We start from the raw sequence: 5,272 nt of genomic DNA, 5'->3' as shown, positions 1-5,272 counted from the left end.
TTGGCCCGCGTGCCGCCCGAGGCCTCGTACTCGGCGACCTGACCGGCCACCCACGTCGACGCGCTCGGCTCGTACTCGCCAGTGATGAGCATCTTCCCCTCCTCGCCTCGACGGGACCGGCAGCCTGATGTGGTTCCGGCTGGGTGCGCACAGCGATCGTAGGCGGCACTGGCGCCGGGTTGCCGGGGCGGCCGAGCCCAGCGGGATCCTGATCCCGTCGAGGAAGCCCTGGTGGCGCCTTGGTGCGCCACTGGGTCAGGTTCAGTCGGTACATGCTCGTGGGCCGTCGAGCGATGCCAAGCGATTGGTACAGGTCGTTGGCCGCTTCCCGCTCCGGCCGTGAGGTGAGGTCCACGTGCCGTGCGCCTGCGCGGCGCGCTTCATCGACCGCTGTGCGTGCCAGCTCCCGGCCGATGCCCTGCCGTCGATCTTCCAGGGTGTGCCGGACGTCGTCGCCGAGTGAGTCGCGTCGACCTCCGCGCGGGGCATGATCTGGATGGAGATGCGCTGGAAGGGCACGCATCGCGACGGGTCACCCTTCCTGATGCGGGGGGGGGGTGACGGTGATCGGCGTGTTCGACGACAAGATCGCGTGGGCACACCTGTGTGTATGGAGCCTGTCGAAGAAGGTGGCACTGACATCGAGGCTGCAGTTCGGGAGCGCCACCGCCCGCCCAAGGAGGCGGATGGGGCGATGGGGCCTCGACGACATTTAGTCCGCATAGGCAGGTGATCGACTGGTCGGAACTCCCACATCGAGAGCGCTAGGCACATGCAGAGCGCTCGCTTCGCGGCAGATGAATACGTTCAAGACCCGGCCTCAGATCCGGCAACGCTTGTCATGTTCACCAAGACATGTCCAACGATCAGGGCCAGGCCCGGTGGGATGTCGCCGAGTGGCACGGCAGGATGCTCGTCGATCGCAACGGCGAGAAGATCGGCAAGTTGCAGGACGTCTACGTTGACGTCGAGACCGACGAGCCGCAGTTTGCCACGGTCCGGGAAGGTCTCCTCGACCGTCACCTGACGTTTGTGCCGCTGCGCGGGATCCGGGTCGGCCCGGTAGGCCTGCAGGTCACCGTGACCAAGGAGCAGGTCCGGTTCGCGCCCGATATCCAGTTGCACGGTGAGGTGCTTTCTCAGGCGGACGAGTCAACCCCGTACCACCACTTCGAGCACAACTACACCCCGCCCAACAGCGAGAGCCAACGCCGCCTCCCCCGCCGCTAGCGACGGCTCGGCCGATCCGGGACGGCGGGTGCCGTCGCGGGCGGGCGTCCGCAGGGACGGTCCAGCGGGTGATGGGTGGTGGCGGGGACGAGGTTCGGGTGGGGAGGCGTGGAGGTGGCACCAGTGTTCGACGAGATGGCCGGTCGACCCCGTCTGGCCGCCGAGCCGGATCAGTGGTTCCTCAGCGCCGACGAGCGCGGCAACGCGGACACGGTGGATCAACCGGCATCGCGACGGGCTCGCCTGGTCGAGGGGGAACCAGGTGCGGCCGCTGATCCACGGCGCCGTGTACTTCGGCGAGCTGCTCAGCGCCGTCGAGGCGATGGATGCAGGGGACCGGTTGATGTTCACGGACTGGCGTGGGGATCAGGACGAGATGTTGCGGGGTCCGGGCACCGAAGTCGGCCCGGTGTTCGCGGCGGCGGCCCGCAGGGGAGTCGACGCGCGGGGCCCGGTCTGGCGCTCCCATTTGGACCGGTTGCAGTTCAGCGCGGGAGATAACCGGCACCTGGGGGAGGAGATCGAGGCGGCGGGCGGTCAGTGCCTGCTCGACATGCGGGTGCGACCGATGGGCTCGCACCACCAAAAGCTGGTGGTGCTGCGGCATCTGCAGCACCCGGAGCGTGACGTCGCGTTCATCGGTGGGATCGACCTGTGTCACGGCCGTCGGGACGACGACCGGCATGGCGGGGACCCGCAGAGCCAGCCGATGGCCGCCGTCTACGGCGCGCGTCCTCCGTGGCACGACGTCCAGGTGGCCGTCCAGGGTCCCGCCGTCGGCGACGCCGAGACCGTCTTCCGGGAACGGTGGCGAGACCCTGCGCCGCTGAGCCGCAATCCCGTCCATCTGATCGGGGAGCGGCTGTACCGAGAGGACCGCAAGGCCCGCCCGCTGCCCGCTCAGCTTGCCGACCCGGCCGCGTGCGGCTCGCAGGCGGTGCAGCTGCTGCGGACCTATCCGGCGCGTCGTCCCGGCTATCCGTTCGCGCCGCGGGGTGAGCGCAGCGTGGCCCGCGGGTACCACAAGGCGCATGCGCAGGCGCGTTCCCTGGTCTACGTCGAGGACCAGTACCTGTGGTCACTCGATGTCGCCCGGGTGTTCGCCGACGCGCTGGCGCGGGCACCGCAGCTGCGCCTGATCGCGGTGATCCCGCGGTTCCCCGACCAGGACGGGCGCACCTCGCTGCCGCCCAACCTGGCCGGCCGTGAGCCGGGACTGCGCCTGCTGCAGGCCGCGGGAGGGCCGCGTTTCGCCGTGTACGGCCTCGAAAACGATGCCGGCACTCCGATCTGCGTCCACGCGAAGGTCTGCGTCATCGATGACACCTGGGGGTGCGTCGGGTCGGACAACGCGAACCGGAGGTCCTGGACGCATGACAGCGAGCTGAGCTGCGCGGTCCTGGACACCGACACAGACACCGACACGGGCGCCCACGTGGGCCGTTCGTGGGCACAGTCGCTGCGGCTCCAGCTCGCAGCCGAGCACCTCGGCGGCGCGGCCTTCGCGCAGGACCTCACCGATCCCGTCCGTGCCTTCGACGCCTTCCGGGACGCGGCCACCCAGCTGGACTCCTGGTTCGACGCCGGCCGTCGCGGGCCGCGCCCCCCCGGCCAGCTTCGCACCTACACCCAGCCGACACTGTCGCGGTGGACCCGAGCGTGGGCGACCCCGATGTACCGCCTGCTGTACGACCCGGACGGGCGCACCGCCCTGATGCGCCGCGAGCGACGCTTCTGACGGCCACCGCTCCCGCTGACCGGCCGGGCTTTTGCGCGAGGGCCTTCAAGCAGCTTGTCGGCGATGCGATGGATCCGGCCACGGTCGGTGAAGCCGCGCATCACGTTGTGGGGGCTCGGCTGCATGGACCCCGCTTTGCGGAGGTGAGAACGGCCAGCTGACGCGCGGGCGCGGTTGTCGACCACGACATACCGTGGCATGAAGACCGTCGTCCGCCCAACCGGGCAGCGACCGTGTCAACCGACTGAGAGCCAGGATCCCGCGATGAACGCACCCGCCCAACCGGACGATCGCCCGGAACTGCACAACGCCTCGGTCGACGGGGAGGTGGCGAAGGCGGGCGGCTGCGGCAACGTGCATCTGGCAACCGGGCGCACGTGCACGCTGGAGCAGGGCCATGAGGGCTCGTGCTACTTCGTCGAGCCTGACCAGGTGGACGTGTCCCGGCCCGAGCATGGCGCCCGTGCGGACGGGTGACGGTGACGTTGTGGCCGGCACAGCGGAAGGCGACGAGCAGGCCCCGGCTGGGCGTCGCTGACCGCACCGCCACCGACCGGGTTCAGTTCCCCGGCGGCCTTCAAGCCGGGCTGGTCGTGGTGTCGCCGGGTCGTCTCAGCGCTTGGGCGGCGGCGCGGTCGGCGGAAGTTGGGCCAGCAGGCCGGTGAGCAGGATCTCCAGACCGCGTTCGAGCTCGGCGGCACCATCGTAGGCGGCCAGGGCGGGGGCCAGGCCGCGGAGCAGCGGGAACTCTCGAAGCGGCAGGCGGTGCAGACCGAGGCGGAGCAGGTCGTCGGTTTCCTCTGGGTTGTCGACCAGTTCTTGGAGTTCGTTGAGGACGTGGCCGTGCAGGAAGCCGAAGAAGGAGCGGTAGACGTGCAGGGCGTCGACGTCGGTGAAGCCGGCGCGGGTGAGCAGCTCCAGGCTGGCCTCGAGAGGGCGCAGGGTTCCCAGCGGCCGCAGGGCGAGCGGGGTGGACAGCGGCCGGGTGACCAGCAGCGGGACGACATGCGGGTGGGCCAGGGCGAGGCGGCGGAACGCGCGAGCGACGGTGCGCAGCTGACCCGCCCAGTCGTCGTCGGTGGTGTCCACGGTGAGCTGGTCCAAGACCAGCTCGGCCACCCCGTCGACCAGCGCGGCCTTAGTAGCCGCGTAGCGGTACAGCGACATCGGGTCGCGACCCAGCGCGTGGCCGAGGCGTCGCATGGACAACCCTTCCACACCGTCCCGGTCGATGATCTCCAGCGCGGTGCTCAGCACCAGCTCGCGGCTCATCGGTGGTGTGTCGCGGGAAGGCCCAGCGCTGGGAGCGGCCACTCGGCTCACCTCCTCCCGGGCGTTCTGACTCACCGCCCATGCCTATCCGACGTAGACAGGCATCGTAGCGAGACAGTGTAGTACTACGGTATTGACAAGTGACCCAATGGCGACGTTCACTGTGTTTACACCGTAGGACTACGGGCACCGGATCAGTTCGTCGCTCCCTTCGCCGAGGCACCGCGGGGCTCAACGGGAATCCCTTCCTGGAGCACCTGGAGGCACGGCCATGATTGTCATCATCGGGCTGCTCGTCCTGATCGCCGCGGCCGGCGTCGCGGTGGCCGGCGTCGCCACCAACAGCGGCAGCGCCCACCCGGCGGGCGACAGTTTCGTGAACTTCGGTCAGCACCTGACCGGTCTGTCCACCGGACAGCTGTTCGCCTTCGGCATCGTCGTGGGCGCGGTGGGCATGCTGGGGTTGAGCATGCTCCTCGGCGCCTTCACCCGTCGCCTGGCCTCCCGAGGGTCCCGGCGTGAGCTCAAGACCTCCCGGCGCGAGACCACGGATCTGCGCCTGGACCGGGACCGGCTCACCCAGCAGCTCGACGACGAACGCAACGAACGCCTATTCGCAGACAGCCCGCACACCGCGCCCACCACCAGCGCGGTGGAGACCGGCGCGACACCGCCGCCCGCTGCGGACACCCCTCGGCCGGACCAGCCCGCAACCGGGGAACCTGCCCACGCTCGAGCGCTCCGGAATCCGGCGGCGCCTCGGCCACCACACACCTCAGTGACCGCAGCCGCGCGAGATCCGTCCGCTGCCCGCCTCGGCCCCTTGGTCGGCCGCCGATCGTTCCTCTCAGGGAGGCACAAAGATCATGCTTCGTCGAATCGTCCCCCTGGTCTACCTGCTGATCGGGCTGCTGGTCGCAGCGCAGCACGGCTACTACGCGCATCTGACCACCGCCGGCCGCGTTCTCTCCGCCGTGCTGGCCATCCTGTTGTGGCCCCTGGTCCTGCTCGGCGTCCACTTCTCGATCAAAT

The 5,272-nt window shown here is 69.8% G+C and carries 5 protein-coding genes and 1 pseudogene; 3 read left to right on the top strand and 3 right to left on the bottom strand.

Going from position 1 to position 5,272, the window contains the following annotated elements; genetic code table 11:
* Both VIM19_01485 and VIM19_01480 read right to left on the bottom strand, forming a co-directional pair.
* Positions 1–92 (bottom strand): nitroreductase family deazaflavin-dependent oxidoreductase (locus VIM19_01485; GenBank protein ID HEY5183584.1); only part of this gene is annotated, 92 nt, incomplete at its 3' end.
* Positions 93–307: 215 nt separating this feature from the next.
* Positions 308–523, bottom strand: a pseudogene (locus tag VIM19_01480) (GNAT family N-acetyltransferase).
* Positions 524–855: 332 nt separating this feature from the next.
* Between VIM19_01480 and VIM19_01475 the strand changes: the two are divergent.
* The 3 genes from VIM19_01475 (at position 856) to VIM19_01465 (ending at position 3,445) form a co-directional block, all read left to right on the top strand.
* Positions 856–1,230 carry a PRC-barrel domain-containing protein gene (locus VIM19_01475; GenBank protein ID HEY5183583.1) on the top strand — a complete coding sequence of 125 codons (375 nt, stop codon included), beginning with the start codon at positions 856–858 and terminating at the stop codon, positions 1,228–1,230.
* A gap of 262 nt (positions 1,231–1,492) precedes the next feature.
* Positions 1,493–2,968 (top strand): phospholipase D-like domain-containing protein, encoded by a 1,476-nt coding sequence (locus VIM19_01470; protein HEY5183582.1) that lies wholly within the window; start codon positions 1,493–1,495, stop codon positions 2,966–2,968.
* A 264-nt stretch (positions 2,969–3,232) separates the two neighbouring features.
* Positions 3,233–3,445, top strand: coding sequence for a hypothetical protein (locus VIM19_01465; GenBank protein HEY5183581.1), 213 nt, complete (start codon positions 3,233–3,235; stop codon positions 3,443–3,445).
* A gap of 135 nt (positions 3,446–3,580) precedes the next feature.
* On the opposite strand, the gene VIM19_01460 is transcribed toward VIM19_01465, so the two are convergent.
* Positions 3,581–4,240, bottom strand: a complete 660-nt coding sequence (locus VIM19_01460; protein HEY5183580.1) for a TetR/AcrR family transcriptional regulator C-terminal domain-containing protein — start codon at positions 4,238–4,240, stop codon at positions 3,581–3,583.
* Positions 4,241–5,272: the final 1,032 nt, after the last annotated feature.

The organism is Actinomycetes bacterium (assembly GCA_036510875.1).
In the GTDB taxonomy this organism is placed as follows: Bacteria; Actinomycetota; Actinomycetes; order Prado026; family Prado026; genus DATCDE01.
Note: the sequence above shows the minus strand (reverse complement) of the source record. Positions and strands in the feature narration are given on the sequence as shown.